This is a genomic window from Bacillus sp. K7 (genome assembly GCF_053903245.1).
In genome coordinates this window covers 2,186,239-2,212,323 of sequence record NZ_CP096406.1, presented here as the reverse complement: position 1 = coordinate 2,212,323, position 26,085 = coordinate 2,186,239, and the positions used below count along the sequence as shown (strand labels likewise).

General features: G+C 43.4%; 28 protein-coding genes, 1 pseudogene and 1 riboswitch. Of the genes and pseudogenes, 25 read left to right on the top strand and 4 right to left on the bottom strand.

The annotated features are described in order from the left end of the window. Positions 1–89 precede the first annotated feature (89 nt). Positions 90–1,409 carry a diaminopimelate decarboxylase gene (lysA, locus tag M1D98_RS11245; RefSeq protein ID WP_268524136.1) on the top strand — a complete coding sequence of 440 codons (1,320 nt, stop codon included), beginning with the start codon at positions 90–92 and terminating at the stop codon, positions 1,407–1,409. A 158-nt stretch (positions 1,410–1,567) separates the two neighbouring features. Here lysA and M1D98_RS11240 read toward each other — a convergent pair whose 3' ends face one another. Next, a complete protein-coding gene (locus M1D98_RS11240; RefSeq protein ID WP_010328173.1) occupies positions 1,568–2,440 on the bottom strand; it encodes a DUF1002 domain-containing protein in 873 nt (290 codons plus the stop codon). A 255-nt stretch (positions 2,441–2,695) separates the two neighbouring features. On the opposite strand from M1D98_RS11240, the gene M1D98_RS11235 reads away from it, so the two are divergent. Next, positions 2,696–3,127, top strand: a complete 432-nt coding sequence (locus M1D98_RS11235) for a peptidylprolyl isomerase (protein WP_121643749.1) — start codon at positions 2,696–2,698, stop codon at positions 3,125–3,127. A gap of 269 nt (positions 3,128–3,396) precedes the next feature. Then, the gene (locus M1D98_RS11230; protein ID WP_456279599.1) at positions 3,397–3,603 is read left to right on the top strand and encodes a zinc ribbon domain-containing protein; all 207 of its coding nucleotides are present in this window, start codon (positions 3,397–3,399) and stop codon (positions 3,601–3,603) included. Here M1D98_RS11230 and M1D98_RS11225 read toward each other — a convergent pair. Continuing rightward, positions 3,546–3,766: pseudogene (locus M1D98_RS11225) on the bottom strand (hypothetical protein). The gene M1D98_RS11230 and the pseudogene M1D98_RS11225 sit on opposite strands and share 58 nt — an antisense overlap. A 363-nt stretch (positions 3,767–4,129) precedes the next feature. Between M1D98_RS11225 and sipS the strand changes: the two are divergent. The 7 genes from sipS (at position 4,130) to ribT (ending at position 9,600) form a co-directional block, all read left to right on the top strand. Next, entirely contained in the window at positions 4,130–4,684 is a 555-nt protein-coding gene (gene sipS / locus M1D98_RS11220; protein ID WP_121642823.1) for a signal peptidase I sipS, read from the top strand. A 237-nt stretch (positions 4,685–4,921) separates the two neighbouring features. Further along, entirely contained in the window at positions 4,922–5,266 is a 345-nt protein-coding gene (locus M1D98_RS11215; RefSeq protein ID WP_010328168.1) for a hypothetical protein, read from the top strand. Between the two features lie 120 nt (positions 5,267–5,386). After that, positions 5,387–5,531, top strand: a riboswitch (FMN riboswitch). 129 nt (positions 5,532–5,660) lie between these two features. Then, positions 5,661–6,746: a bifunctional diaminohydroxyphosphoribosylaminopyrimidine deaminase/5-amino-6-(5-phosphoribosylamino)uracil reductase RibD gene (gene ribD, locus M1D98_RS11210; RefSeq protein WP_121642822.1), complete on the top strand. Its 1,086-nt coding sequence runs from the start codon at positions 5,661–5,663 to the stop codon at positions 6,744–6,746. A 10-nt stretch (positions 6,747–6,756) separates the two neighbouring features. Continuing rightward, entirely contained in the window at positions 6,757–7,404 is a 648-nt protein-coding gene (gene ribE / locus M1D98_RS11205; RefSeq protein ID WP_121642821.1) for a riboflavin synthase subunit alpha, read from the top strand. 14 nt (positions 7,405–7,418) lie between these two features. Then, positions 7,419–8,615, top strand: coding sequence for a bifunctional 3,4-dihydroxy-2-butanone-4-phosphate synthase/GTP cyclohydrolase II (locus M1D98_RS11200; protein WP_010328165.1), 1,197 nt, complete (start codon positions 7,419–7,421; stop codon positions 8,613–8,615). A gap of 32 nt (positions 8,616–8,647) precedes the next feature. Beyond that, complete coding sequence (gene ribH / locus M1D98_RS11195) at positions 8,648–9,112, top strand: 6,7-dimethyl-8-ribityllumazine synthase (protein ID WP_456279598.1); 465 nt, start codon at positions 8,648–8,650, stop codon at positions 9,110–9,112. Between the two features lie 113 nt (positions 9,113–9,225). Continuing rightward, positions 9,226–9,600, top strand: coding sequence for a GNAT family N-acetyltransferase RibT (ribT, locus tag M1D98_RS11190; protein ID WP_039074354.1), 375 nt, complete (start codon positions 9,226–9,228; stop codon positions 9,598–9,600). A gap of 13 nt (positions 9,601–9,613) precedes the next feature. Here ribT and M1D98_RS11185 read toward each other — a convergent pair whose 3' ends face one another. Further along, positions 9,614–10,138, bottom strand: a complete 525-nt coding sequence (locus tag M1D98_RS11185) for a DUF309 domain-containing protein (protein WP_121643748.1) — start codon at positions 10,136–10,138, stop codon at positions 9,614–9,616. Between the two features lie 264 nt (positions 10,139–10,402). Between M1D98_RS11185 and scpA the strand changes: the two genes are divergently transcribed. The 15 genes from scpA (at position 10,403) to aroD (ending at position 24,290) form a co-directional block, all read left to right on the top strand. Further along, the gene (gene scpA / locus M1D98_RS11180) at positions 10,403–11,158 is read left to right on the top strand and encodes a segregation/condensation protein A (protein ID WP_039074353.1); all 756 of its coding nucleotides are present in this window, start codon (positions 10,403–10,405) and stop codon (positions 11,156–11,158) included. Then, positions 11,148–11,741, top strand: a complete 594-nt coding sequence (gene scpB, locus M1D98_RS11175; protein WP_010328158.1) for an SMC-Scp complex subunit ScpB — start codon at positions 11,148–11,150, stop codon at positions 11,739–11,741. The genes scpA and scpB overlap by 11 nt, the downstream gene beginning before the upstream one ends. Before the next feature lie 55 nt (positions 11,742–11,796). After that, positions 11,797–12,333 carry a YpuI family protein gene (locus tag M1D98_RS11170; protein ID WP_121642820.1) on the top strand — a complete coding sequence of 179 codons (537 nt, stop codon included), beginning with the start codon at positions 11,797–11,799 and terminating at the stop codon, positions 12,331–12,333. A gap of 126 nt (positions 12,334–12,459) precedes the next feature. Next, positions 12,460–13,608 carry a D-alanyl-D-alanine carboxypeptidase family protein gene (locus tag M1D98_RS11165; protein ID WP_456279597.1) on the top strand — a complete coding sequence of 383 codons (1,149 nt, stop codon included), beginning with the start codon at positions 12,460–12,462 and terminating at the stop codon, positions 13,606–13,608. Then, on the top strand, positions 13,596–14,186 hold the full coding sequence (gene spmA, locus M1D98_RS11160) for a spore maturation protein SpmA (protein WP_010328154.1): 591 nt from the start codon (positions 13,596–13,598) through the stop codon (positions 14,184–14,186). The genes M1D98_RS11165 and spmA overlap by 13 nt, the downstream gene beginning before the upstream one ends. Positions 14,187–14,190: 4 nt before the next feature. Further along, entirely contained in the window at positions 14,191–14,727 is a 537-nt protein-coding gene (spmB, locus tag M1D98_RS11155; protein WP_010328153.1) for a spore maturation protein SpmB, read from the top strand. Positions 14,728–14,818: 91 nt separating this feature from the next. Then, positions 14,819–15,553 carry a 23S rRNA pseudouridine(2605) synthase RluB gene (gene rluB, locus M1D98_RS11150; RefSeq protein ID WP_010328152.1) on the top strand — a complete coding sequence of 245 codons (735 nt, stop codon included), beginning with the start codon at positions 14,819–14,821 and terminating at the stop codon, positions 15,551–15,553. 93 nt (positions 15,554–15,646) lie between these two features. Further along, entirely contained in the window at positions 15,647–16,186 is a 540-nt protein-coding gene (gene resA, locus M1D98_RS11145) for a thiol-disulfide oxidoreductase ResA (protein WP_326222004.1), read from the top strand. Next, positions 16,183–17,793, top strand: coding sequence for a cytochrome c biogenesis protein ResB (gene resB, locus M1D98_RS11140; RefSeq protein WP_121642818.1), 1,611 nt, complete (start codon positions 16,183–16,185; stop codon positions 17,791–17,793). The genes resA and resB overlap by 4 nt, the downstream gene beginning before the upstream one ends. Before the next feature lie 37 nt (positions 17,794–17,830). Further along, entirely contained in the window at positions 17,831–19,006 is a 1,176-nt protein-coding gene (resC, locus tag M1D98_RS11135) for a cytochrome c biogenesis protein ResC (protein ID WP_121642817.1), read from the top strand. Positions 19,007–19,087: 81 nt separating this feature from the next. Further along, positions 19,088–19,810, top strand: a complete 723-nt coding sequence (resD, locus tag M1D98_RS11130) for a DNA-binding response regulator ResD (protein WP_010328406.1) — start codon at positions 19,088–19,090, stop codon at positions 19,808–19,810. Next, a complete protein-coding gene (gene resE / locus M1D98_RS11125) occupies positions 19,807–21,576 on the top strand; it encodes a sensor histidine kinase ResE (RefSeq protein WP_121642816.1) in 1,770 nt (589 codons plus the stop codon). The genes resD and resE overlap by 4 nt, the downstream gene beginning before the upstream one ends. A 207-nt stretch (positions 21,577–21,783) precedes the next feature. Then, the gene (gene sigX / locus M1D98_RS11120; RefSeq protein ID WP_121642815.1) at positions 21,784–22,368 is read left to right on the top strand and encodes an RNA polymerase sigma factor SigX; all 585 of its coding nucleotides are present in this window, start codon (positions 21,784–21,786) and stop codon (positions 22,366–22,368) included. After that, positions 22,304–23,410, top strand: coding sequence for a GerMN domain-containing protein (locus tag M1D98_RS11115; protein ID WP_456279596.1), 1,107 nt, complete (start codon positions 22,304–22,306; stop codon positions 23,408–23,410). Before sigX ends, M1D98_RS11115 begins: the two co-directional genes overlap by 65 nt. 112 nt (positions 23,411–23,522) lie before the next feature. Next, on the top strand, positions 23,523–24,290 hold the full coding sequence (gene aroD / locus M1D98_RS11110) for a type I 3-dehydroquinate dehydratase (protein WP_121642813.1): 768 nt from the start codon (positions 23,523–23,525) through the stop codon (positions 24,288–24,290). Between the two features lie 42 nt (positions 24,291–24,332). On the opposite strand, the gene serA is transcribed toward aroD, so the two are convergent. After that, a complete protein-coding gene (gene serA / locus M1D98_RS11105) occupies positions 24,333–25,910 on the bottom strand; it encodes a phosphoglycerate dehydrogenase (protein WP_268551280.1) in 1,578 nt (525 codons plus the stop codon). Positions 25,911–26,085 lie beyond the last annotated feature (175 nt).

Here is a 26,085-nt window from a genome sequence, read left to right as displayed (position 1 = left end):
GAAGAGTATGATAATGTATGTCTTAATTATGAAGGGACAGTCCATAAAACTGTCCTTTTCATCCATAAGCGGAGAAAGAGGGAATGACATTGTTCTTACATGGCACAAGCAGGCAAAATCAACATGGGCATTTAGAAATCGGAGGTGTGGACGCTCTTTATTTAGCGGAAAAATATGGAACGCCTCTTTATGTATATGATGTGGCTTTAATACGTGAGCGTGCTAAAAGCTTTAAGCAGGCATTTATTGCTGCAGGGCTGAAAGCTCAGGTAGCGTATGCGAGCAAAGCGTTCTCATCCGTCGCGATGATTCAGCTCGCAGAGGAAGAGGGGCTCTCTTTAGATGTCGTGTCTGGCGGAGAGCTTTATACGGCTGTTGCGGCTGGCTTTCCGGCAGAACGCATTCACTTTCATGGGAATAACAAGAGCAGGGAAGAACTGCGGATGGCACTTGAACACCGCATCGGCTGCATTGTGGTGGATAATTTCTATGAAATTTCGCTTCTGGAAGACCTATGTAAAGAAACGGGCCACTCCGTTGATGTCCTTCTTCGGATTACGCCGGGGGTAGAAGCGCATACGCATGATTACATTACAACCGGTCAGGAAGATTCAAAGTTCGGTTTCGACCTTCATAACGGACAAACTGAACGGGCAATTGCGCAAGTGTTACAATCAGAACACATTCAGCTTCTGGGTGTCCATTGCCATATTGGCTCACAAATTTTTGATACGGCTGGTTTTGTGTTAGCGGCGGAAAAAATCTTCAAAAAACTGGACGAGTGGAGGGAGTCTTACTCGTTTGTATCCAAGGTGTTGAATCTTGGTGGAGGTTTTGGCATCCGTTATACAGAAGACGATGAACCGCTTCACGCTACTGAATACGTTGAAAGCATTATCGAAGCTGTGAAAGAAAATGCTGCCCGATACGGTTTTCACATTCCAGAAATATGGATTGAACCGGGCCGTTCTCTCGTAGGAGACGCAGGCACAACCCTTTATACGGTTGGCTCTCAAAAAGAAGTGCCGGGTGTCCGCCAATATGTAGCTGTAGACGGAGGCATGAACGACAATATTCGTCCTGCACTCTATCAGGCTAAATATGAAGCTGCGACAGCCAACCGTATCGGAGAGGCGCACGACAATACGGTCTCGATTGCCGGAAAGTGCTGTGAAAGCGGTGATATGCTGATTTGGGATATTGACCTGCCGGAAGTAAAAGAAGGCGATTTGCTTGCCGTTTTTTGTACAGGCGCTTACGGATATAGCATGGCCAACAATTACAATCGAATCCCGAGACCTGCTGTTGTATTTGTAGAAAATGGTGAGGACCATCTGGTCGTAAAGAGAGAAACATACGAGGATATTGTCAAACTTGACCTGCCCTTTAAAACGAGTGTCAAGCAATAAAAGCGCCGATTCCTCGGCGCTTATACTAAAGAGAAGGTGGGGATTTTTGAGATTGAAAATCAAAAATCCTCATCTTCTTATTTTTTTGAGGCCTCAAATGCAAAAAAGGCTGTCGAGGTTTTCTCGACAGCCTGAGCGCCGACATCGCGGCGCTTTTTTTATTTGAAAATAGAAACAATTGCATTCCAGATCGATACGAAGAAATCAATGACTTTCTGGATGAAGTTTTTGCCCTCATCTGATTCTATGAACTTCGTTATCTTATCTTTTGCTTTATCAAGCTGGTCACCGACCTGCCCCCAGTCGATGTCAACATTTTTCATTTTATTGAATAGGGAGACAAGCTGATCCTTTTGGCTGTCTGTAAGTGTGACGTTTAAGTCAGAAGCCGCTTCGTCCACTTGTTTTTCAATGTCAGCCTTATTGTCAGGCACACCGTTTTTGGCAAACTCTTCTTTGATTTTTGCAATCAGTGCAGCTGCATTTTCCTTACCGATTTTGTCTCCGAGCTCAGATGTCGTGACAAGCTCTTGATTGGCTACTTGCTTAACATCCTCTGAGATCGCTTCATCAGACGAAACCTCATACGCTTTAATCAACCCAGTTAAAGCAGCAGTCCCGGATACTTCAAACGGGGCTGTCACATACACCTTTGCATCTTTTACACCGGCTGTCATCAGCGCATTTAGATACATTTCATCTGTGATGCCGCTGATATTATGGGTCTCAACATTCAGCCCAGAGCCTTTTTTGGCAATGGTGATCGACGATGAAGAAATCGCTCTGGATCCGATTTGAGCGCTGGGGATATATTTCCCTAAATATTCATGTTCTTCCTTATTGGTCACCGTTACCGTTGTGGCATTGTCAGGGACATTCATTTCGTTAAGCACTTTTTGTTTATCAGATTCTGACAAATCAGCACCCAGTGTGACAATGACATCTCCGACTGCGGCATCAGCGAGACTGATTTTCGGAACCATCAGCAGCAAAACGGCCGCTGCCAGCATTCCAATCCATATTTTTTTCAAAGCAGTTTGACCTCCTTCAATTTCACAAGCAGCTGGATAGAGCTGCTTTGCGAGGACCTGAATCATGATAAAATACAGTTCCGTTAGGTAAGACGGAGATAAAGAGATCCAGGTTTCATTTTTATTTTTTGCAAAGACGGTTGATTCGTTTTCCCCCGAAAGGTGTGGTATAATAGCCGCGACAAGGAGAGACAGGCTATACCCTATCATACATAATCTCCTTTGAAAATTAAAATAAAGAAAGTGGGCATACAATTGAAAACAGGTTACTTTTTATTAGAAGACGGCAACAAAATTGAATTTGAACTTTACCCTGAAGCTGCACCGGGCACTGTCGCAAACTTTGAAAAGCTTGCGAACGAAGGCTTCTATGACGGTCTTACATTTCACCGAGTGATTCCAGGCTTCGTCAGCCAAGGAGGCTGCCCGAACGGAACTGGCACAGGCGGCCCAGGATACACAATCAAATGTGAAACAGAAGGAAACCCGCACACACATGAAGCGGGCGCACTTTCTATGGCACATGCTGGAAAAGACACTGGCGGCAGCCAATTTTTCATCGTTCATGAACCTCAGCCTCATTTGAACGGTGTTCACACTGTATTCGGCAAAGTAACAAGCGGATTAGAATTCGCGAAAAACATGTCTAACGGCGACGTTATGAAAGAAGTTCGTGTAGAAGGCTAATAGGCAGATGGGAAAGCTTCCTCGATTGGGGGAGCTTTTTTTATTGGCGAAAATGTTCCAATAGAGATCGCCTGACGAAAATGTATCATTGCTAATACTTTATCTTGTATATGCCGCAAAAGCGGGTTGATTCTTCAATCATTCCCGACACTCGCCTTCATCTCATCTGAAAAAATTAAGAAAACTTTAAAGTAACATCGTTCGTTGAAAATGGAATTTTGTAGTAAAATGAATCAAAACAAACGTGATGTTAAAAAGGAGCTTGGCGTATGAACAACAAAGGCTGTATAAAATGCGGAAGTATTGAAGCGGGGCAAAAAGAAATCGCCACAACCGGCACGGGATTGTCGAAATTGTTTGACGTTCAGAATAACCGTTTTCTCGTGGTGTACTGTAAGAATTGCGGATATTCAGAGTTTTATAACAAAGAATCCTCAACAGCCGGCAACATATTGGATTTGTTTTTTGGAGGCTGATCCATGTTTTCAAGCTTCAATGATTTTAAACACATCATGAAATCAAAACGGGATGCCGGTTATGTTACCTATGAAATAGGCTGCCGCAAACATTCCAGTATCCTTCGTGACGTGAATTGGGTATCATGGATTTGACGATCAATGGAACGCAGTAGATGAACAGACCGCCCGTCATGTCATGACTTAAATACTATCTAAAGATTTAGCATACGAGATCTCTCTATCTTTCGAGCCCATCGTTTTTGAATTAAGCAATTATTTCTTTCATTACTTTTCGGATGATCCTGTGTATATTACGAACGCTGATGTTGATGTTCAGTCCGGTGATGTTAGATGAAGCAGTTGGAGTCCTATTACCCAAGCGACATTTGATGCAGGGGTGGTTGTGGTTGACAAGAAAAAGATAGGCATGATTTGGGTAGAAGATTAATAGAGAGTGTAAAATCATGTCAATGGTCCTGATGGGATTTCTTTTCGATTCGTGGTAACATAAACTTGGAGACCGTTGTTTAATGGAGGAAATCAGTTGAAATCAGAACATGTTTCAAAGAAAAAAACAATGTTAGAATGGGCAAAAGCAATTGTGATTGCTGTTGTTCTCGCTTTGCTCATCCGCCATTTTATTTTTGCGCCGTATGTCGTAGATGGCGAGTCCATGGAGCCCACCCTTCATGACCATGAAAGGGTATTTGTCAATATGACAGTCAAGTACATAGGTGAGTTTAAGAGAGGGGATATCATCGTGCTAAATGGAGATGATGTCCACTATGTCAAGCGGCTGATCGGTTTGCCCGGTGATACAGTTCAAATGAAGAACGACCAGCTCTATATCAATGGAAAAAAGGTGGCCGAGCCTTATTTGGCAGCCAATAAAAAAAGAGCAAAGCAAGACGGTTTTGACCATTTGACCGATGATTTCGGACCGGTTAAAGTGCCTGATGACAAGTATTTTGTCATGGGTGATAACCGGCGGAACTCAATGGACAGCCGAAACGGGCTTGGACTCTTCACGAAAAAACAAATTGCGGGTACGTCTAAGTTTGTTTTCTTCCCGTTTAACGAAATACGCAAAACAAATTAGAATCAAGCAGCTCCTGAACAGGGGACTGCTTTTTTTCTTTCTTTCTTTTTTTCATCCATCCCCCAAAACCAGAACATAAATTCGTATACCTATAGAAAAGAAATTGCAGAAAGGTGAAACATATTCCCGTTATGCATCGTTATATTAATAATTTACGAGAAATTACAGTTTTTTATTCATGAAAAAGAGGAATAACTCATATGAATGAATAGATTCATATTGGCTGGAGGTCTAATAATGGGAAGAATAAAAACGAAGATTACCATTCTGTTAGTGCTTTTGCTTTTACTTGCAGGCGGTTATATGTACATAAATGGCGTTGAGCTGAAGGATGTCCCGACAGCAATTGGACAAACCTTGTCCTCGGAAGAAGAGGAATACACCATTCAGGAGTATAAAGTGACGAAAATTGATGGCTCTGAGTATCAAGGAGAAGCCGAAAACGGCACGAAAATCATCTTCAACGGGAAAAAGTTACATCAGGATTTGTCTGATATAAAAGAAGGTGACAAGATTAAGGCATACTTCAGCAAATCAAAGCGGATCGATGGATTAATCAAGGTTGCCAAAGTGAATGATTAACAAAGCATCACCTTTCAGTTTGAAGGGTGATGCTTTGTTTTTCTCAAATTGTAAGTTTATTTCATTGCGTACTGTCATAAGGATCGCTATAATAGCCAATAAGGACAAATGAATAAAGATTGTATCCTTCGGGGCAGGGTGGAAATCCCGACCGGCGGTGGTAAAGCGAATGCGCTTTAGAGCCCGTGACCCGTGTGCATATGCATGCGGTGGATTCAGTTTAAGCTGAAGCCGACAGTGAAAGTCTGGATGGGAGAAGGATGATGAGCCGCTATGCAAAACATTCAAAAATGCATAGTGTTATTTCCTATTGCGTAAAATACCTAAAGCCCCGGATTTTTCATAAATTCGGGGCTTTTTTGACGGTAAATCAAAACAGAGGGGAGGGAAACAAATGGAAGAGTCTTATATGAAGCTGGCATTAGATCTTGCGAAGCAGGGCGAAGGACAGACCGAATCCAATCCACTCGTCGGCGCTGTTGTGGTAAAGGACGGACAAATTGTCGGGATGGGTGCCCATTTAAAATATGGTGAAGCTCATGCAGAAGTCCATGCGATCCAGATGGCCGGCTCCCATGCAAAGGGTGCTGATATTTACGTAACACTCGAGCCTTGCAGCCATTACGGAAAAACACCGCCATGTGCAGAACTGATTATCAACTCTGGCATCAAACGCGCGTTTGTGTCGATGAGAGACCCTAACCCGCTTGTCGCTGGAAGAGGGATCAGCATGATGGAAGAAGCCGGTATTGAAGTCAAGGAAGGCATCCTGGCTGATCAGGCGGAGAAGCTGAATGAAAAATTTCTGCACTTTATGAGGACAGGCCTCCCTTACGTCACACTAAAAGCTGCCGCCAGTCTTGATGGGAAGACAGCCACCAGCACGGGCGACAGCAAATGGATCACGTCAGAGGCTGCCAGGCAGGATGCTCAGCAATACAGGAAAACACACCAAAGCATATTGGTCGGAGTTGGGACGGTGAAAGCCGACGATCCGAGTTTAACCTGCAGGCTCCCGAATGTGTCGAAACAGCCGGTACGGGTGATACTTGATACCGAACTCTCGATCCCTGAGAATGCCCGAGTGATTTGCGATCAGGCAGCGCCGACATGGATTTTCACAACGGCACGCGCAGACGAGGAAAAGAAAAAACGGCTTTCAGACTTCGGAGTGAACGTATTTACGCTTGAAACTGAGCGCATGCAAATTCCCGATATCCTGCACATCCTTGCTGAAGAAGGCATCATGTCGGTGTATGTGGAAGGCGGTTCAGCAGTTCATGGAAGCTTTGTCAAAGAAGGCTGTTTTCAAGAAATCATCTTCTATTTTGCCCCTAAACTAATCGGAGGAACGCATGCTCCCAGCTTAATCTCCGGTGAAGGTTTTCAATCAATGAAAGATGTCCCCTTATTACAATTCACTGATATAACCCAAATCGGCCGTGATATCAAATTGACGGCAAAACCGATAAATGAGTAGGATGGTGACCATGTTTACAGGAATTATAGAAGAAACAGGCACAATCGAATCCATGAAAAAAGCAGGGCATTCAATGGCCTTGACAATCAAATGCTCAAAGATACTGGAGGATGTTCATCTGGGCGACAGCATTGCGGTGAACGGCATTTGCCTGACTGTCACCGATTTTACAAAAAACCAATTCACAGTAGATGTAATGCCTGAAACAGTCAAAGCGACATCACTGAATGAATTATCAAAAGGAAGCAAAGTAAACCTGGAAAGAGCGATGGCGGCAAACGGCCGATTCGGAGGCCATTTTGTCTCAGGACATGTCGACGGAACTGCCGAAATTACACGAATTGAAGAGAAAAGCAACGCTGTTTACTATGATTTAAAGATGGACCCGTCTTTAACAAAAACATTGGTTTTAAAGGGGTCCATCACTGTGGATGGCGTAAGTTTGACCATATTCGGCCTGGCAGAGGATACAGTGACGATTTCTTTAATACCGCATACCATCAGCGAAACGATTTTTTCAGATAAAACCATTGGCTCTACAGTGAATATCGAATGCGATATGATCGGAAAATATATGTATCGATTTCTGCATAAAGCCAGTGAAAATAAGACCCAACAAACCATTACAAAAGCCTTCTTAAGCGAAAACGGCTTTTAGAGAGGAAGATTCGCATGTTTCATCCAATAGAAGAAGCACTAGACGCTTTAAAAAAAGGCGAAGTCATCATCGTTGTAGATGATGAAGACAGAGAAAATGAAGGAGACTTTGTCGCTCTTGCCGAGCATGCAACACCCGAAGTCATTAACTTCATGGCAACACACGGAAGAGGATTGATTTGCACGCCGCTTAGTGAGGACATCGCAGACAAGCTTGATCTGCACCCAATGGTTGAGCATAATACAGATTCTCACCATACTGCATTTACGGTAAGCATTGACCACCGCAAAACGAAAACAGGTATCAGTGCCCAAGAAAGATCTTTTACCGTTCAAGCATTGCTGGACAGCAAATCCGTGCCGTCTGATTTCCAGCGTCCGGGGCACATTTTTCCGCTTATTGCGAAAAAAGGGGGAGTGCTGAAAAGAGCAGGCCATACAGAAGCCGCTGTTGACCTTGCTGAAGCCTGCGGATCTCAAGGAGCCGGAGTCATCTGTGAGATTATGAATGAAGACGGAACGATGGCAAGAGTGCCTGAGCTCATTGAAATAGCGAAAAAGCATCAATTAAAAATGATCACCATTAAAGATTTGATTCAATACCGTTACAACCTGACATCACTTGTCGAGCGCGAAGTCGACATTACGCTGCCCACTGATTTTGGCACATTCAAGGTTTACGGATACACAAACGAGGTAGACGGAAAAGAGCATGTCGCATTTGTAATGGGCGATGTGCCGTTCGGTGAAGAACCGGTCTTAGTCCGGGTGCATTCGGAATGTCTCACAGGCGACGTATTTGGATCGCATCGCTGTGACTGCGGCCCGCAGCTGCACGCCGCCTTGACGCAAATTGCCGCTGAAGGGCGGGGAGTGCTCTTGTATTTGCGCCAAGAAGGCCGAGGCATCGGTTTGATCAATAAATTAAAAGCTTATAAGCTTCAGGAAGAAGGTTATGATACCGTAGAAGCCAATGAAGCGCTCGGATTCTTGCCTGACCTTCGCAACTATGGCATCGGAGCACAAATGTTACGCGACCTCGGTGTGCGGAATATGAAGCTTTTGACGAATAACCCGCGAAAAATCGCCGGCCTTGAAGGCTATGGACTCAGCATTTCAGAAAGAGTGCCGCTTCAAATGGAGGCAAAAGAGCACAACAAAAAATATTTGCAAACCAAAATGAACAAACTGGGTCATTTACTTCATTTTTAATCACAAATATCACAAAAAAGGATGGGAATCATATGAATATCATACAAGGAAATTTAGTAGGTACAGGTCTGAAAATCGGAATCGTAGTAGGAAGATTTAATGATTTTATTACAAGCAAGCTGCTAAGTGGTGCAGAAGATGCGTTACTCAGACACGGCGTAGACACAAATGATATCGATGTGGCTTGGGTTCCAGGCGCATTTGAAATTCCGTTTGCCGCAAAAAAAATGGCCGAAACAAAAAAATATGACGCGATTATTACATTGGGCACTGTCATCAGAGGCACGACGACACATTACGATTATGTCTGCAATGAAGCCGCAAAAGGCATTGCGCAAGCAGCAAACACGACGGGCGTACCGGTCATCTTTGGGATTGTGACAACAGAAAACATCGAACAGGCGATTGAGCGTGCCGGCACGAAAGCGGGCAACAAAGGTGTAGATTGCGCTGTTTCTGCCATAGAAATGGCAAATTTAAACCGTTCATTTGAATAATTTGTTGAAAACAGTTTAAAAATATGGCGAAAATGATATAATGTGAGAAAACGGATCACCTATTCGTATCCGTTAATAGCCAGACTGGACATTTTGGATATAGAGGGGTTTTTATGTTAATTCGTTATAAAAAATCGTTTGAAAAGATTGCGATGGGGCTTCTTTCGTTCATGCCGAGTGAAAAAGACCTTAAGCAGCTTCAGCAGACAATTAAGGACTACGAAACGGATACAGACCGCCAGCTCTTTCTTTGGAAAGAGGACGAGGATATTGTCGGAGCAATCGGAGTCGAAAAAAAGGATTCTGAGGTTGAGATCCGGCATATCAGTGTGAATCCTTCTCATCGCCATCAAGGAATCGGAAAACAGATGATGGATGCTTTAAAGCATTTATTCAAAACGCAGATACTGGTTCCGAATGAATTAACGCAAAGCTTTTTCGAACGTTGTCAAGATCAGCAGGATCAAGACATTTCATACAATAATTAAGCAGAGGCTGTCATTAGCCCCTGCTTTTTTTTCTCCGCTCTATCTCTTTTTCACGCTCAAGGATGACGTCTGTCCGATCCCGCAACCTGTGTTTGTCGATTAGAAAAGCATCGGTGAGTGTGCTCGGCTGCCCCCATGTGCACTTTTTTTTCTTACATTCAATGCGGCATGCTTCCTCTAGCTTCTCATCTTTGATCGGCAGCATGATGCTTTTGTAGGGAGACCCCATTTCAATTTGTTCGTCAACCGTCTGCATAAGCTCGAGTAAACGGCTATGATCAAGTCCCAAGTCTTCAACCGCTTGTTTTTCGGCTTGAAGAATCCGGATGCTGTTCGCCATCAGTCGTTTGGCACCGGCTATATTCTGCCTTCTATGATGATATAAAGCAACCGCAAGCTGAATAAAGCCGACCCAATGCATTTTTCGTTTATTTGGAGGATCTTCCTTCCAATATTCTTCTAAAATTTCATGGCATTCAAAATAATCCCGTGTTGCGTGAAACTCAACGAGATAATCGATATAAGCTTTCGGGTACACGATGTTTCCTCCTTTAATCTGCTTTAAGTGTAACATAGGAAGAATAAAAGAAAAAAGAACGCTCATCCCAGATCGCTTCTTCTTTATTACGACAAATAAGCGAACACGACTTTCCTCACACCTCCATTGTTGTTTTGAATATTCTGTACAAATTGCTTCGAAACAGGAAATGAAATAGTATTGGACGAGAGCTTTTTGGTGCCTTATACTAAAGGATAGCCAGTTTATCCGGCAATGAGAGTGATACTTGAAAATGGTGAGATGATGGAAGAATATCAAGTGAAAATCGATACGTTTGAGGGCCCATTGGACCTGCTGCTTCATTTAATCAATCGTCTTGAAATTGACATATATGATATACCTGTGGCGAAGATCACTGAACAATATTTATTATATGTACATACGATGCGCGTGCTTGAGCTCGATATTGCCAGCGAGTATTTGGTCATGGCTGCCACGCTGCTCAGCATCAAAAGCAGAATGCTGCTCCCGAAGCAAGAGGAGGAGCTTTTTGATGATGAATTGCTTGAAGAAGAAGATCCGCGAGAAGAATTGATTGAAAAGCTGATTGAGTATAGAAAATATAAAGATGCGGCGAAGGATTTAAAAGAACGGGAAGAAGAAAGACAAAAATCGTTCACGAAACCGCCGAGTGATTTGAGCGAATATGCAAAAGAAGTCAAACAGTCTGAGCATAAGCTCTCCGTCACGGTTTATGATATGATCGGGGCTTTTCAAAAAGTGCTGAAACGCAAAAAAATAACAAGGCCGATGGAAACAACAATTACCAGACAGGAAATACCAATCGAAGACAGAATGAACGAAATCGTGCACAGCCTGAAATCAAGAGGAACGAGAATCAACTTTATGGAGCTGTTTCCTTATGAGCAAAAAGACCATTTGGTTGTGACTTTTCTGGCGGTTCTAGAACTGATGAAGAATCAGCTGGTACTCATAGAACAGGAGCACAATTTTTCAGATATTTACATTACGGGGAGTGAATCCATTCATGGGGCTTGATATCGTGAATTGGAAAGCTATAGTGGAAGCCCTTCTTTACGCGGCAGGCGATGAAGGGCTCACAAAAAAGCAGCTGTTAACAGTGCTTGAAATCGAAGAGCCTGAACTGAACACCATCATGGCGGATGTGGCGGACGAATACCGCGGGGATACAAGAGGCATTGAACTGATTGAATATGCAGATACGTACATGCTCTCTACGAAAAAAGCCTTTGCGCCGTACTTGAAAAAACTAATAGAAGTGCCGTCAAAGGGGCTTTCTCAAGCTTCATTAGAAGTACTGGCCATTGTATCTTATAAACAGCCGATTACGAGAGCGGAAATTGAAGAAATCAGAGGCGTGAAATCAGAACGGATTTTACACAGCCTCGTCGCCAAGGCGCTATTGTGTGAAGTCGGACGGGCTGACGGTCCGGGACGGGCCATTTTATACGGCACCACGCCGACTTTTCTTGAACAATTCGGCCTGAAAACGCTGGACGAGCTTCCGCCGCTGCCTGAAAATGCGGAAGAAGACGTTCTTCAAGAAGAAGCTGATTTATTTTTTGAAAACTTTAACCAAACCTTCGAAGATATAAAATAGAAGTTTAATGAATCGCGTTTTTTCATCATCATAAGATATAAGGAAAGAAGCTATTATGAAAGAAGCAAAATGTGAGAGACAAAGACATGAGGGGAAGATACCAAACGAAATGGGACATTCGATTGTGCGAGCGCAGACTCAAAAAACAGGCGAATTCTTATCAATGGTTGTCAATACCGTTAACGATTACCTAAATCAAACCACGCTTGCCTCCTTGCAGGCTGAATTGCCTATTGAGAAAGGATACTGCTGTGATCTGCTGAGCACTCTGAGAAGAATGACAGTATTTTGTGAAGGTGGCGCTGAAGCGTGCCGCCGTCTCCTGATGCAGGAGCCTTTTCAAGAAGCCAGAGCGGAAAAAACACTTTACAATGTATATCACCAATGCATTGAAGAGTTCTTTATGCCCAAAAAAGACACGTGGTGTGAAAATAGCCGGGCGTCTTATACCGGAGTCAGCGCAATTGAGTTTTACCATGACGTTCCTGCGTCGCTAGAGCAATTATTATTGCCGCTGAGCGCAGCCTTTTTGAAAATGAGAGAAGAGCTGGCTCATTACGAAGCGTCCGGATCAAGCATGGCGCCAATTTAGATAACGTTTACTCTCCCTTTCTCAGGGAGGGTTTTTTTATGTTTGCCGGAAGATCTATAATTGATATTCATAACTGATGGACATGCGCATAAACTTGTACAAACCACCACAAGGACGTGAGCAAACATGCGCATTTTCAAAAAAGCAGTATTCATGGTTATGATTTCTTTTCTTCTTGTAAATGTAAATGTGAACCCAGCACATGCTGCTATAGATGTCAGTGCAAAAAGCGCGATAGTGATTGATGGAGCGTCAGGCAGAGTGTTGTTTGCCAAGGGCGAGCATGAAAGAAGGCGGATTGCGAGCATTACAAAAATCATGACGGCTGTGCTCGCTATCGAATCAGGCAAAATGGATGAAACGGTGACGGTTTCGGTAAATGCTGTCAGAACGGAAGGCTCTGCTATTTATTTAAGAGAAGGGCAAAAAGTGAAATTAAAAGATCTTGTGTACGGCTTAATGCTGAGATCAGGAAACGACGCCGCTGTTGCGATTGCTGAGCATGTGGGGGGGAGCCTCGATGGATTTGTTTATATGATGAATCAAAAAGCTGAGCAGCTTGGTATGGAGAATACCCGTTTCCAAAACCCGCATGGATTGGACGACCACAAGAACCATTATTCATCAGCCTATGATATGGCCATTTTAACCAAATACGCTATGAAACTGAAAGACTATCAAAAAATTTCAGGCACAAAAATATACAAAGCAGAAACAATGGAAAGCGTTTGGAAAAACAAAAACAAACTGCTTACGATGCTTTACCGGTACAGCACAGGAGGAAAAACAGGCTATACAAAACTCGCAAAACGGACACTGGTCTCGACAGCTTCAAAGGACGGCATTGACCTGATAGCCGTTACCATCAATGATCCTGATGATTGGGATGATCATATGAAAATGTTTAACTATGTGTTTGATCATTATCAAACCTATTTAATCGCGAAAAAAGGGGACATTCCAAAGCTGAATGGCACATTTTATGAATCTAAGGCTTTTATCAAGCGGGACATCACCTATTTGCTAACCGAAGAGGAGAAAGAAGATGTCAACATTCAAACCACGCTGCTTAAACCGAAAAAAGCCTGGGAAAAAGACGCCTCAAAGATTCCAGACATCGTAGGGCACATGAAAATCATGTTTAACGATGAAACCATTGCAAAAGTGCCGATCTATTATGAAAATGAACGACATCAAAAACCAAAGAAACAATTTTTTGAAACGTTCAAATCAATCTTTCTGAATGCGGCTGGCGGGGCAAAATGGTCAATATAATATGGGTCAGCTTAACTGTGATCGGACTTGTTTTTGCGATGTGCAACGGAACCTTGCAAGATGTAAATGAAGCTGTGTTTAAGGGGGCAAAAGAAGCCGTGACGATCTCATTCGGACTGATGAGCGTGCTTGTTTTCTGGCTGGGCTTAATGAAAATAGCCGAGCAGTCAGGGCTTTTGGATATTTTCAGCCGAATGTGCAGGCCATTTATATCTAAGCTGTTCCCGGATATACCTCCGGATCACCCGGCGATGGGCTACATTTTATCTAATCTCATGGCGAACTTCTTCGGCCTCGGGAATGCGGCAACCCCTCTCGGCATTAAAGCAATGGAGCAAATGAAAAAGCTGAATGGAAACCGAACGGAAGCAAGCCGGTCGATGATTACTTTTTTAGCTGTCAATACGTCCTGCATCACCCTCATTCCGACAACCGTAATCGCTGTCCGAATGGCCTATTCCTCCAAAACGCCGACAGATATTGTCGGGCCAAGTATTTTGGCGACACTCATCTCTGGAATCGGTGCCATTATGATTGACCGGTATTTTTATTACCGCCGCAAAAAGAAGGGAAGGTGAGCGGATGGAAATCATTAATTGGCTGTCATTAGCCATGATTCCGATCATTATTGCCGGCGTTCTTCTTTATGGAACAATGAAAAAGGTTCCCACCTATGAATCGTTTGTCGAAGGCGGAAAAGAAGGGATAGAGATCGCCTTTTCCATTATCCCATATTTAGTCGGAATGCTTGTCGCCATTACTGTTTTCAGGTCATCTGGCGCGCTTGATTTTATCATGGACCTATTAAAACCGTTATTCTCCGCTATCGGCATCCCTGCTGAAGTGGTTCCGCTTGCCTTGATTCGCCCCATCTCCGGTACGGCTGCACTCGGTATGACAACCGATTTAATTGCAGTATACGGGCCGGACTCCTTCATCGGCAGACTGGCATCCGTTATGCAGGGGTCAACGGATACAACGCTTTACGTCCTGACAGTGTATTTTGGAGCCGTTGGCATTAAAAAAATGGGTGATGCATTAAAGGTGGGACTTCTTGCTGATTTGATCGGCGTAGTTGCATCTATCATCATCGTTACGTTATTATTTGGGAGCGCCTGAAAACGGCGTTTTTTTAGATTGGGCGCTTACAGTCTGAAAAAGCTTGTTTGTTCAGGTTGAAAAAAGTAAGATAATACTTGAGGTGAAAGACATGGAAAGACTGCAAAAAGTGATTGCTCATGCCGGATTTGCATCGCGCAGAAAGGCAGAAGAGCTGATTAAAGAAGGAAAAGTAAAGGTGAACGGCAAAGTAGTAACAGAGCTGGGTGTTAAGGTCACCGGTTCTGATCAGATTGAGGTAAACGGGTTAAAGGTTGAACGCGAAGAGCCGGTTTACTTTCTCTTATATAAACCAAGAGGCGTTATTTCCGCAGCCCAGGATGACAAAGGGCGCAAAGTCGTGACGGACTTTTTTAAAGAAGTCCCGCAGCGCATTTATCCGATCGGACGCCTGGATTATGATACGAGCGGTCTTTTGCTTTTAACCAATGACGGCGAATTTGCCAATAAGCTGATGCACCCTAAGTATGAAATAGACAAAACATACGTGGCGAAGGTGAAAGGCATTCCCCCTAAAGAGCTGCTCAGAAAGCTGGAGCGCGGAATTATGCTGGAGGAAGGCAAAACGGCGCCTGCTAAAGCGAAGCTTCTGTCTTTGGATAAGAGAAAGCAGACAAGCATTATTCAGCTGACGATTCATGAAGGACGCAACAGACAAGTGCGGCGCATGTTTGAAGCGATCGGGCATGAGGTGATCAAGCTGAAGCGTGAAGAATACGCGTTTTTAAACCTGCGAGGCCTGCACACGGGAGATGCCAGAGAGCTTACGCCGCATGAAGTCAAAAGACTCAGAGCGCTGGCGGAGCACGGTAAAAACGCTTTCTAAATTTCACATAACCTTCAAAAAGTGAGAAATGTGAAATGAATGTGCAATGATATAATTGAATGGATCTGCAATAGGGGAAGGGGGCAGTGGACAATGAAGAGAAATAGGCGTTTATTCATTCGGACCGGCATCCTTCTCATTTTAATCTGCGCGCTTGGCTATACGATTTACAATGCCGTATTTGCCGGCAAAGAGAGCATATCCGAAGGGTCCGACGCACCTAATTTTGTCCTTGAAGATACGAATGGGAAGCGTATAGAGCTCAGTGATTTAAAAGGGAAAGGTGTTTTTTTAAATTTCTGGGGTACATGGTGTGAACCGTGCAAAAAAGAATTTCCTTATATGGCGAACCAGTATAAGCATTTTAAAGACAAAGGCATCGAAGTTGTCGCGGTAAATGTTGGGGAGTCAAAGATAGCAGTACATAATTTTATGAAATCCTACGGAGTCAATTTCCCGGTTGTTCTGGATACAGATCGCCAAGTGCTTGATGCCTATGACGTATCTCCGCTTCCGACAACCTTTTTAATCAATCCGGAAGGAAAAGTTGTCAAGGTGGTGACCGGCACTATGACAGAAAGCATGATCCATGATTATATGAATCTGATAAAACCCGGAGAGACTTCGGGATGAAGCGAGTCAAATGTGAATGCGGACATGTAAACCCGGTCGGAACCGTTCTATGTGAATCTTGCGGAAGAGCTCTTCAGAACACGCAGCCTCCGCTTGCTGATATGAGATATGACGGAAGCGCAAGGCGTTCACAAACCTATAATAAAACGATCATCGATAAAATTTGGAATTTCTTTTCTTCGGTTAAGGTTGGAATATGGCTTATCGTCATCACCCTTGCCGCATCAGCGTTCGGCACCATTTTCCCCCAAGAAGCCTATTTGCCTCCGGGCGCACAGGCTGATACTTATTACAAAGAGCAGTATGGCACGTTCGGCCAGCTTTATTATTTGCTCGGGTTTCATCATTTATATGGCTCTTGGTGGTATTTGCTGCTCATTGCCTCGATCGGCATTTCACTCGTGATTTGCAGCCTCGACCGGGTCATTCCGTTGTACAGGGCATTAAAAAAACAGGGTGTCAGAAGGAGTCCTGCTTTTTTGAGAAGGCAGCGCCTATTCAGTGAAACAGACACTGTATTGGATGGGAAAGCAAAAGAAAAGATTGTAGCGCTCTTAAAGAAGAAGCATTATAGAATCAGAGAACAAGAGAGCAGCATTCTTGCCGAAAAAGGACGTTTTTCCCGCTGGGGCCCGTATGTCAACCACATTGGATTGATTATCTTTCTGATTGGTGCGATGCTGAGATTTGTGCCTGGCATGTACGTTGACGAGACGCTTTGGATCAGAGAAGGCGAAACAGCAGCAATTCCGGGGACAGACGGAAAATATTATTTGAAAAACAATCAATTCAGTGTAGAGACCTATAACAGCAAAACAGAAAAAAAAGTATTCGCAGATGCCATTGACAGAGTCGGGGACGGGAAAGTGGCAAAGAACTTTCAAACAGATGCCGTACTTTACAAGAGAGAAGGAAAAATTGTTTATGGCGAGAAACCGAAGCTGAAAAAAGTAACAGAAGAGGACATCCGCGTCAATCAGCCGCTGCGTTTTGATTCTTTTTCCGTTTACCAGGTGGATTATAAAGAGAATCAGCTTGATCAAATGGTATTCCAGCTGATAGACAAAAAAACAAAAAAATCCTTTGGAAGCTTGAAGATAAACCTTCTGGATCCAGATTCGGTTTATGATCTTGGTAACGGTTACAAAGTTGAAATTGCCAGCTACCTGCCAGACTTCTATTTTAATCAGGATGGAGAGCCGAGCACAAAAACAAAAATCCCTAACAACCCGGCTTTTGTCTTTAATATCATAACGCCGGACAAACCGAAGGGTGAAAAAAGCTTTGTCGCCATCCAAGAAACAATCGAAGGCTCTGGCAGCAATAAATACAAGCTGAAATTTGACCATGTCGAAACGAAAAACATTACCGGACTCACAGTCAGAAAGGATTTGACGCTCTGGGTGCTTGCGGTCGGCGGAGCCATTTTTATGATCGGTGTCATTCAAGGGATGTACTGGCAGCACCGAAGAATCTGGCTGCACTCACAGGACGGCGCAGTCATGGTGGCAGGGCATACGAATAAAAACTGGTATGGCTTAAAGAAGGACTTAGCATTTGTATTGGCCGATTCCGGACTGACTGAACCGGCGGACCAAAAAGAATGAATCAAAACACAGAAATAGGCGAAAAGGGAGTGATGTCATGGCGGAGCTGAGCGGAAATTTTCTTTATGCGGCCTTTCTTGTGTATTTAATCGCTGTCCCGATTTTCGGCGGGGCCATACGCGGGAATAAAGATAAAAAGGGCAAGCCGAACCGATGGGCCAACATTGGAATCACTCTTTCTATCATCGGTTTTCTCTGCCATCTGGGATATTTCATCACGAGGTGGGCTGCGAGCGGCCATGCGCCTGTCAGCAATATGTTTGAATTCACCACCGCCTTTGGCATGATGCTCGTTTTAGCGTTTGTTATTCTTTATTTTATCTATAGATTGCCTTCACTAGGCTTGTTTACGCTGTCCATCGCTTTATTGCTGATTGCATACGCCAGCATGTTTCCGACGGATATCTCGCCCTTAATTCCGTCACTGCAGAGCAATTGGCTGTATATTCACGTAACAACAGCCGCGCTTGGGCAAGCTATACTTGCCATCAGCTTTGTCGCAGGGGTCATCTTTCTTTTGAAGCACGTAGATCAGACAAACCGAAGCAAAAAAACCTTCTGGCTCGAGGCGATTATGTTTATATTGGTCACAACCCTCGCGTTTATTGTGGTCACATCAGCATTTCGTTTTGCAGGTTATGAGGCGGAGTTCAACTGGGTGGATAAAAATAAAGAAAAAAGCGTGATGGTGTACGAAATGCCTGCGCTTGTCGGCCCGCATCAAGGAGAGCTCTTGACCGAGGGGAAAATGGATCCGCTTGTGGAGCTTCCTGCTCTTTTCTCAGGCAGAAAGGTGAACACTGTCATTTGGTCATTTGGAGCAGGGTTCATTTTGTACGGCGCTCTTCGTCTGATCTTTAGAAAAAGAATCAGCGCCCTATTACATCCGCTGGTGAAAAACGTCAATCTTGACCTGGTGGATGAAATTGGCTACAGGGCCGTTTCAATCGGGTTTCCGATCTTTACGCTCGGCGCGCTGATCTTTGCGATGATTTGGGCTCAGCTCGCTTGGACCAGATTTTGGGGCTGGGACCCTAAGGAAGTATGGGCGCTGATCACGTTTTTGTTCTACGCCGCGTATTTGCATGTAAGACTGTCAAGAGGCTGGCACGGTGAGAAGTCAGCATGGCTGGCCGTAATCGGTTTTGCTATTATTATGTTTAATTTAATATTCGTAAATCTTGTGCTTGCCGGACTTCATTCTTATGCATAGTCCTTAGAAAGCGACACAGTTCTCAAACTTTCTCACGATTTGATAAAATGAAAGTAACAGAAGGAAAGCAGGGGGAAAACGATGAACCAAACGAACGAAACCAAAATACTAGTAGTTGATGACGAAGCCAGAATTCGCCGCCTTTTAAGAATGTATCTTGAACGTGAAAATTATGTCATAGACGAAGCGGAAAATGGTGATGAAGCCATTGCCAAAGGGCTTGAAGCCAATTATGACTTAATTTTGCTTGATCTAATGATGCCGGGTACTGACGGAATTGAAGTGTGCCGGCAAGTTCGTGAAAAAAAAGCGACACCAATTATCATGCTGACTGCAAAAGGAGAAGAAGCAAACAGGGTGCAGGGATTTGAAGCGGGAACAGATGATTATATTGTCAAGCCGTTCAGTCCGAGAGAAGTCGTGCTGCGGGTAAAAGCCCTGTTGAGAAGAGCATCCCAAACCTCTTATCTCAATGCCAATACACCGACGAAAAATGTGATCGTGTTTTCACATCTGTCCATTGACCATGATGCTCACCGCGTAACGGCTGATGGAACAGAAGTAAGCCTGACGCCGAAAGAGTATGAGCTTCTATACTTCTTAGCGAAAACGCCTGACAAAGTGTATGATCGGGAAAAGCTTCTGAAAGAAGTGTGGCAATATGAGTTTTTTGGTGATCTGCGGACAGTAGACACCCATGTCAAACGCCTGAGAGAGAAGCTGAACAAGGTTTCTCCGGAAGCCGCGAAAAAAATTGTCACCGTATGGGGTGTAGGCTATAAATTTGAGGTTGGCGCTGAATGAAATTTTGGAAAAGCGTAGTAGGCAAGCTGTGGTTTACGATCCTTTCACTCGTCTTGATCGTATTATTCATTTTGACGGTTCTCTTGCTTGAATTTATTGAAAATTACCATGTGGAAGAAGCCGAGAATGATTTAACACAGCTTGCGAATAAAGTTGCTGTCATCATAGAAAATCACGAGGACCAGGCACTGGCAAGATCAATCACTTGGGAGCTCGCTGATAACTTAACAAGCATTGCTATCATTCAGGATGAGAAAAAGTACTGGTATTCCCCGAATGATAAAAACCGCCTATCATCCATAACGGTTGAGCAAATACAACATGACAAAGCCTTAAATAAAGCTCTCCAAGATCACAAAAAAGTAAGCAAACGAACGGGGCTAAGCGATACAGACACGGATAATGAACGTCTGATTGTAGGTGTCCCATATGAAAAAGACGGAAAGAAAGGCATGGTCTTTTTATCACAGTCTTTGCTTGCGGTGAAAGATACAACAAAACACACGACCCGCTATATTTTTCTGGCCGCAGGGATTGCGATTGTACTCACCACGTTTTTCGCTTTCTTCTTATCAAGCAGGGTCACATATCCGCTTCGAAAAATGAGAGAGGGCGCACAGGACTTGGCGAAGGGCAAGTTCGATACCAAAATACCGATTTTAACCCAGGATGAAATCGGTGAACTGGCAACTGCTTTTAATCAAATGGGGCGGCAGCTTAACTTTCATATTAATGCGCTTAATCAAGAAAAAGAGCAGCTTTCTAACATTTTGAGCAGTATGGCTGACGGAGTGATTACCATTAATATTGACGGTGCGATTCTTGTGACAAATCCGCCTGCTGAACGTTTTCTTCAGGCTTGGTATTATGAGCAAAACATGAATATCAAAGAAGGGGATAATCTTCCGCCTGAAGCAAAAGAACTGTTCCAAAACGCTGTCAGCACTGAAAAAGAGCAAATGATAGAAATGACGCTGCAAGGCAGGTCATGGGTGCTTTTGATGTCGCCGCTTTACGCGGAGTCGCATGTCAGAGGAGCGGTTGCCGTGCTGCGCGATATGACGGAAGAACGCCGCCTTGATAAGCTGCGTGAGGATTTTATCGCAAATGTCAGTCATGAGCTGAGGACACCGATTTCTATGCTTCAGGGATACAGTGAAGCGATTGTCGATGACATTGCAAGCTCTGAAGAAGACCGAAAAGAAATTGCTCAAATCATATATGACGAATCGCTGCGAATGGGTCGCTTAGTCAATGATCTGCTTGATTTAGCCCGAATGGAGTCAGGTCATACAGGCTTGCATTATGAACATATCAATGTGAATGAATTTTTAGAGAAGATCATAAGGAAATTTTCCGGCGTTGCGAAAGAAAAAAATATTGCTTTACATCAAGACGTTTCTCTCACAGAAGAGGAAATGATGTTTGACGAAGACAAGATGGAGCAGGTTTTTACCAATTTGATAGATAACGCGCTGCGGCATACCTCATCCGGCGGCAGTGTTTCTATTGAGGTCCATTCTGTAAAGGATGGATTGAAAATTGATATCAAAGACTCTGGATCCGGTATACCGGAAGAAGATCTGCCATTTATCTTTGAGCGGTTCTATAAGGCAGATAAAGCGCGGACAAGAGGCAGAGCAGGAACCGGGCTTGGGCTGGCTATTGTGAAAAATATCGTGGAAGCCCACAACGGATCAATAACAGTGCACAGCAGAATAGATAAAGGAACGACATTTACATTTTATATTCCGACAAAAGCATAAAATAGAGTCTGAATTTGCCGAAGAATCTTGTTCCATAAGAAACACCCGCTGATGACCTTAGCGGGTGTTTTTTTAAAGCCAATATGAACAAAATTTTAAGGATATGTTAATATAAATTCCCTTCCAAATTCCAGTTTCTCGTAATATAGTTGTAATGTAACTTTTCAAGCTATTAATACGACAAAAAAGTGAACGGAGGGGTTTCAAATGGAAGAAACCTTTCAATTGTTATATGATACATATCATCAAGATTTGTACCAATTTTTATTTTATATGGTAAAGGATAAAAACCAGGCAGAAGATCTTCTGCAGGAGGTTTATATCCGGGTCTTACATTCTTATCATACGTTTGAAGGAAGAAGCAGTGAAAAAACATGGCTTTTGTCGATCGCACGCCATGTTGCGATCGACTGGTTCCGTAAACAGCAGACGATCAGACAGCGTATACTCGGCACGTTTGATTGGGATACACAGGATGTCAGAGATCAGCAGTTGCTTCCGGACGAGCTTGCGGTTCAACACGAAAATGTCCGGGAAATTTATACTGCGCTTGATCAATGCACGATCGACCAAAGAGCTGTGATTATCTTGCGGTTTATTCAGGGGTATTCAATTCAGGAAACAGCCAACGCTCTGCGCTTCTCGGAAAGCAAAGTCAAAACGACCCAACACAGAGGGCTCAAAGTACTTCGGAAACATATGGAGCTTTTGAGGGAGGAGCTAATGGATGATGAAGTCAGATTGGAACGAAGAACAGATAAAGGAGTTGTTAAGTCAACTTCCGGCAGTTAAAGACCATCGTTCGCCTCAAGATATTTATAAGCGGCTGACGATGGCAAAAACCAAAAAAAAGCCCGCTGTTAGGTGGATTGGCCCCGCGTGCGCCACTGCAATTGCGGTTTATATCGCCTTCATTATTTCTCCTCAATTCTTTGATCAGGCACAACCTCAACAAAAAGAAGCGTCCCAAGAGAACGCTGTGACGAAAACTGAGACAGCAGACAGCCCAAAGGCTGCATCATCCCTGGATCAGACATCGTATGTTGTTTCTGAAAAGGAACAGAAAAATTACATCACTGTTGCGATTGCCGATGCCGATACATCCGCAATCATACCTCTCAGCATTAAAAAAACAAACGCAGACCAAACGATACAGGATATGTTGTTTGAAAGCAGTGAGCTGGGTATCCTTGACCATGCCATTACGATCCCATCCTTCATAGATGAAGTGGAGGTAAAAGAAAATCCAAACAAGAAGGAATTAAGTATACGAGTCCATCAGCCTATCGGAGATTTTGCTCTAAAAGACGATACACTGTTAAAAAAATTGCTGAAAGAATCCTTAAAATGGAGCCCTTATGAAAATATCAAATTTTTATCGGAGCAAAACAAGAGTGGCATCCGTATTGGCTCATATGGCACTTTTACTGAAATTGCAATTACAAAACAGTCAAAAAGAGCTTACTACTTGTATCAAAATAAACAAGGACAAGACTTTCTCGTTCCATCGGAAAAAACATTTGATACCGTAAAAGAAGCGATAAAGGAAATGGAATCGGACATCCAACAAGAGGCAACACCTCTTTTTCAAGCGGGAACGGTCAAATCTGTAACGAAGAAACAGAAACACTTATATATCCACTTCTCAAAAGACTCAGCAGTTGACAATTCTATTGCCGGTATTTTAATGCTTGAGGGACTTCTTTTAACAGCAAAGGAGTTTGGTTTTACAGATGTGACCTTTACGGAAACCAGAACAAAAAAAATCGGCAAATATGACGTATCAGATGCCATTCCGGTACCTGCTGCTCCAAATCCGATTTCCTTAGACTAATTAGGGCCTTTTCAGGCTCTTCTTTTGGTTGCCTTGCATGTAATAGAAATGTTCAAAAAATAGTTGTCCGTGTATAATAAAACAAGGTAAAGATTGAAAGGATTTGAGCCGAGTGAACGTGTTAACAATCAAAGGAGTTTCCATTGGAGAAGGATTGCCGAAAATCATCGTTCCGCTGATGGGAAAAACGGAGAAACAAATTTTGAACGAAGCAGAAGCTGTAAAATTACTGGAGCCGGACATTGTGGAGTGGAGAGTCGACGTATTTGAAAAAGCAAATGACAGAGAAGCCGTCACAAAGATGATTTCTAAGCTTCGGGAGTCTTTAGCGGACAAGCTGTTTTTATTTACATTCAGAACCCATAAAGAAGGCGGGAGCATGGAGATGGATGAAAGCTCCTATATTGCCTTGCTAGAAGCAGCAGTCCGGACAAAAGGCATTGACCTTATTGACATTGAATTATTTTCGGGAGATACAAATGTGAAAGCGTTAGTAACGCTGGCAGAAGAACATAATGTCTATGTGGTGATGTCAAATCATGATTTTGAGAAAACGCCTGCGAAAGATGAGATTCTATCGAGACTTCGAAAAATGCAGGATCTAGGGGCGCATATTCCAAAAATGGCTGTCATGCCGAATGATACAGGAGATCTCTTAACGTTGCTTGACGCGACGTATACGATGAAAACAAAATATGCAAACCGTCCATTCATTACAATGTCTATGGCTGCAACAGGACTGATCAGCAGACTGAGCGGCGAGGTTTTTGGATCAGCCTGTACTTTTGGCGCCGGAGAAGAAGCGTCGGCACCTGGTCAAATACCTGTTTCTGAGCTGAGGAGTGTCTTAGGCATTTTGCACAAACGCATACGAGAATAAAAAATAAAAAACTCAAGCCCATTACAGCTTGAGTTTTTTTGATTATGGAAGATCAATGAGCTTAACAGACACAATATCAGGAACTTCTGTTAGTTCTTTCACGATCTTATCTTCCAAATGTCTGTCAAAGGAAAGCATCATGATGGCTTCTCCGCCTTTTTCTTTACGGCCAACCTGCATGGTTGCAATGTTAATATCGTTATCTCCGAGAATTCGTCCTACTCGGCCGATGACACCTGTTGTATCCTGATGCTGGATATATACCAAGTGACCTGTTGGATAAAAATCGATATTAAAGCCGTTGATCTCGACAATACGCTCTCCAAAATGAGGGATATACGTAGCCGTCACAGTAAAGGTGTTGCGGTCTCCTGTTACTTTTACGCTGATGCAGTTATCGTATCCAGATTCAGAAGAGGAAATTTTTTCACTGAAGCTGATGCCGCGTTCTTTTGCGACACCGCCGGCATTGACTTCGTTAACAGTTGAGTCAACGCGCGGTTTCAAAAAGCCTGACAGAAGGCTTTTTGTAATGAACGATGTTTCAAGTTTAGCAATTGTGCCTTCATATTGAATGGCAACATCCTTAACCGGCTCTTTCATGCATTGGGATACTAGGCTGCCTATTTTTCCAGCGATTTGATGGTAAGGCTTAATCTTAGTGAATTCATCTTTTGTCATGGCTGGCAGGTTGATAGCAGACATGACAGGAAGACCTTTTGCGAACTGGAGAACTTCTTCTGACACTTGAGCCGCGACATTCAGCTGCGCTTCTTTCGTCGATGCCCCTAAGTGAGGAGTGGCAATGACTAATGGATGATCAACAAGTTTATTGTCAACAGGCGGTTCAACTTCAAAGACGTCAAGCGCCGCTCCGGCAACGTGCCCGCTTTCCAAAGCCTCAAGAAGTGCAGCTTCATCAATAATACCGCCTCGTGCACAGTTAATTAAGCGGACACCTTTTTTCGTTTTTGCAATCGTTTCTTTATTCAATAAGCCTTTTGTTTCTTTTGTTAAAGGCGTGTGAACAGTAATAATATCCGCACTTTCAAGCACTTCTTCAAATGTACGGCTGTTTACGCCAATTTTTTTCGCTCTCTCTTCAGTTAAGAAAGGGTCAAAAACATGAACGGTCATTCCGAACGCTCTCGCACGCTGTGCGATTTCGCTTCCGATTCGGCCTAATCCTACAATTCCAAGAGTTTTCCCATAAAGCTCGGCACCGACATAAGCCGTGCGGTTCCACTCTCTTGATTTCACAGAGATATTAGCCTGAGGAATGTGCCTCATTAAAGAAGAGATCATCGCAAATGTATGCTCAGCTGTCGAAATGGTGTTGCCGTTTGGAGCGTTAATCACGATTACCCCATGTTTAGTCGCTTCATCAATATCGATATTATCTACACCGACACCGGCTCTTCCGACAATTTTTAAAGAAGTCATTTTGTTGAAAAGGTCTTCTGTTACTTTTGTCGCGCTTCGCACCAAAAGAGCATCAAAAGTATGTAATTCATCCTCTGCATCTGCTGCGTTTTTTTGAACGATTTCAATAAAATCTGATTCAATAAGCGGCTGTAAGCCGTCGTTGCTCATTTTGTCTGAGACCAATACTCGAAACATCGTTAGATTTCCTCCTAAATTGACAAACTAAATATCTGATAATTTAACATATTCTCAATAGAGTGTCAACGTGTATTGACGCAGTAAAGGATAAAAGGAAAGCCTGAAAATCAATGTTTTCAGAGCTTTCGAGAATTATATATAATTTGAAGCAATTCTCTATACAGCCAACCAG

What these genes read in the sequence shown, in the direction of transcription:
- M1D98_RS11230 (WP_456279599.1), top strand. Translation starts at nt 3,397, where the DNA reads ATGAACAACAAAGGCTGTATAAAATGCGGAAGTATTGAAGCGGGGCAA.
- M1D98_RS11215 (WP_010328168.1), top strand. Translation starts at nt 4,922, where the DNA reads ATGGGAAGAATAAAAACGAAGATTACCATTCTGTTAGTGCTTTTGCTT.
- ribD (WP_121642822.1), top strand. Translation starts at nt 5,661, where the DNA reads ATGGAAGAGTCTTATATGAAGCTGGCATTAGATCTTGCGAAGCAGGGC.
- ribE (WP_121642821.1), top strand. Translation starts at nt 6,757, where the DNA reads ATGTTTACAGGAATTATAGAAGAAACAGGCACAATCGAATCCATGAAA.
- M1D98_RS11200 (WP_010328165.1), top strand. Translation starts at nt 7,419, where the DNA reads ATGTTTCATCCAATAGAAGAAGCACTAGACGCTTTAAAAAAAGGCGAA.
- ribH (WP_456279598.1), top strand. Translation starts at nt 8,648, where the DNA reads ATGAATATCATACAAGGAAATTTAGTAGGTACAGGTCTGAAAATCGGA.
- ribT (WP_039074354.1), top strand. Translation starts at nt 9,226, where the DNA reads ATGTTAATTCGTTATAAAAAATCGTTTGAAAAGATTGCGATGGGGCTT.
- scpA (WP_039074353.1), top strand. Translation starts at nt 10,403, where the DNA reads ATGGAAGAATATCAAGTGAAAATCGATACGTTTGAGGGCCCATTGGAC.
- scpB (WP_010328158.1), top strand. Translation starts at nt 11,148, where the DNA reads ATGGGGCTTGATATCGTGAATTGGAAAGCTATAGTGGAAGCCCTTCTT.
- M1D98_RS11170 (WP_121642820.1), top strand. Translation starts at nt 11,797, where the DNA reads ATGAAAGAAGCAAAATGTGAGAGACAAAGACATGAGGGGAAGATACCA.
- M1D98_RS11165 (WP_456279597.1), top strand. Translation starts at nt 12,460, where the DNA reads ATGCGCATTTTCAAAAAAGCAGTATTCATGGTTATGATTTCTTTTCTT.
- spmA (WP_010328154.1), top strand. Translation starts at nt 13,596, where the DNA reads ATGGTCAATATAATATGGGTCAGCTTAACTGTGATCGGACTTGTTTTT.
- spmB (WP_010328153.1), top strand. Translation starts at nt 14,191, where the DNA reads ATGGAAATCATTAATTGGCTGTCATTAGCCATGATTCCGATCATTATT.
- rluB (WP_010328152.1), top strand. Translation starts at nt 14,819, where the DNA reads ATGGAAAGACTGCAAAAAGTGATTGCTCATGCCGGATTTGCATCGCGC.
- resA (WP_326222004.1), top strand. Translation starts at nt 15,647, where the DNA reads ATGAAGAGAAATAGGCGTTTATTCATTCGGACCGGCATCCTTCTCATT.
- resB (WP_121642818.1), top strand. Translation starts at nt 16,183, where the DNA reads ATGAAGCGAGTCAAATGTGAATGCGGACATGTAAACCCGGTCGGAACC.
- resC (WP_121642817.1), top strand. Translation starts at nt 17,831, where the DNA reads ATGGCGGAGCTGAGCGGAAATTTTCTTTATGCGGCCTTTCTTGTGTAT.
- resD (WP_010328406.1), top strand. Translation starts at nt 19,088, where the DNA reads ATGAACCAAACGAACGAAACCAAAATACTAGTAGTTGATGACGAAGCC.
- resE (WP_121642816.1), top strand. Translation starts at nt 19,807, where the DNA reads ATGAAATTTTGGAAAAGCGTAGTAGGCAAGCTGTGGTTTACGATCCTT.
- sigX (WP_121642815.1), top strand. Translation starts at nt 21,784, where the DNA reads ATGGAAGAAACCTTTCAATTGTTATATGATACATATCATCAAGATTTG.
- M1D98_RS11115 (WP_456279596.1), top strand. Translation starts at nt 22,304, where the DNA reads ATGATGAAGTCAGATTGGAACGAAGAACAGATAAAGGAGTTGTTAAGT.
- serA (WP_268551280.1), bottom strand. Translation starts at nt 25,910, where the DNA reads ATGTTTCGAGTATTGGTCTCAGACAAAATGAGCAACGACGGCTTACAG.